Origin of the sequence: Lactiplantibacillus sp. 7.2.4 (assembly GCF_018991185.1) — a bacterium.
Taxonomy (GTDB): domain Bacteria; phylum Bacillota; class Bacilli; order Lactobacillales; family Lactobacillaceae; genus Lactiplantibacillus; species Lactiplantibacillus pentosus.
This window is the reverse complement of the sequence record NZ_JAGYGS010000139.1, coordinates 1-1173: the sequence shown is the minus strand read 5'-3', so window position 1 is coordinate 1173 and position 1173 is coordinate 1. Positions and strand designations below refer to the sequence as shown.

The 1173-nt window shown below is 39.2% G+C and carries 2 protein-coding genes; both read right to left on the bottom strand.

Features of this window, described 5'->3' with window-relative positions:
- Positions 1–393 precede the first annotated feature (393 nt).
- Positions 394–831, bottom strand: coding sequence for a MarR family winged helix-turn-helix transcriptional regulator (locus KGF70_RS16890; protein WP_216786524.1), 438 nt, complete (start codon positions 829–831; stop codon positions 394–396).
- 11 nt (positions 832–842) lie between these two features.
- Positions 843–1173 (bottom strand): LPXTG cell wall anchor domain-containing protein (locus KGF70_RS16885; protein ID WP_216786523.1); only part of this gene is annotated, 331 nt, incomplete at its 5' end.

Below are 1173 nucleotides of genomic sequence, written 5' to 3'. Positions count from 1 at the left end.
GGCATAGCCATATTTCATCTTTTTATCTCCTTACTTATGTCATTAAGTAATGACACGGTTCTAAACCTTTAATTATACAGCATCAAAAAAGAGGCCACAACTGTTAAGTTGTGACCTGACTTGTTCTATCTAAACACTTTACTCATTATATATTCAAGACGTCCAAAAAATTGCATCTAATATATCTAAGCCCTTTAACGGGGAGACACTTTGATACTTGCAGCGCTCGATTAATTACTTGGGTATACAAAATAATTATTGTCACGAGCCAAAAATAATCTTAATGTTTAAATTTGCTTCAATTCAATAAAAGACCGGCCTGCTCAAGCCCAAGGGTTTTAACAGACCGATCTTTATTTACATTAAGGCATCTTTACTTAATTTGAAAAACTTTTAATTTATCTTAGCCAGTTGTTGTGACAAAGTTTCCACTTGTTTAGTCAATTTATTCAGATTGTAACTTTGGTTGGAATCTTTTAGGTTTGCTTGCACTTGCCGAACGCTTTTTTGGACAGTTTCTTGGCCATTAATAGTCAAAGTCAGCCGCACAATTCGTCGATCAGTTTGATTTACTTGTGATTGAATTAAATCATCTTGAATCAGTCGCCAGGTATTCCTGGAAATTAGTGTGCGCGTAACCATGAACGCATCAGCTAATTCACTAGCAGTAGCCTGTCCGTGTTGTTCAAGATAGACTAATATTTCCCACTCACGCATTGAGAACCCAGTTGTGGCCATCCCTTGCACTAACATCTGGTATGCCTGTTTCTGAATAGCTTGCAGGGTTGCTAAGCTCTCAAACTGGTTCTTAATTTGCTGCTGATTTAGCATATAATATCATCCTATTCTTTGCGCTGCCGCTTAGTCATTCCGAAGAGTCCTAACAAACTACTCATGGCTAATAGTAATAAACCACTCAGTGTCATGTGTCGTTGATCAGTTTCATCAGTTTGAGGCAACCGTTGATCCACAAAATTAGTAGCCGCTGCTTGACCAGCCTGAACCGGCTTAGCAGGTGTCGTTGATTGGCTTGGGTTAATCGGCTTTATTGGCGTCGTTGGTTGACTTGGGTTAACTGGTTTTGTTGGAGCATCCTTGGTATAAACTACTGTAAAGTCAAGATCACTGGAGTCACCACTCACAGTTTGTGACCCAATTTCAGCCTGGTCTGGT

What these genes read in the sequence shown, in the direction of transcription:
- KGF70_RS16890 (WP_216786524.1), bottom strand. Translation starts at nt 831, where the DNA reads ATGCTAAATCAGCAGCAAATTAAGAACCAGTTTGAGAGCTTAGCAACC.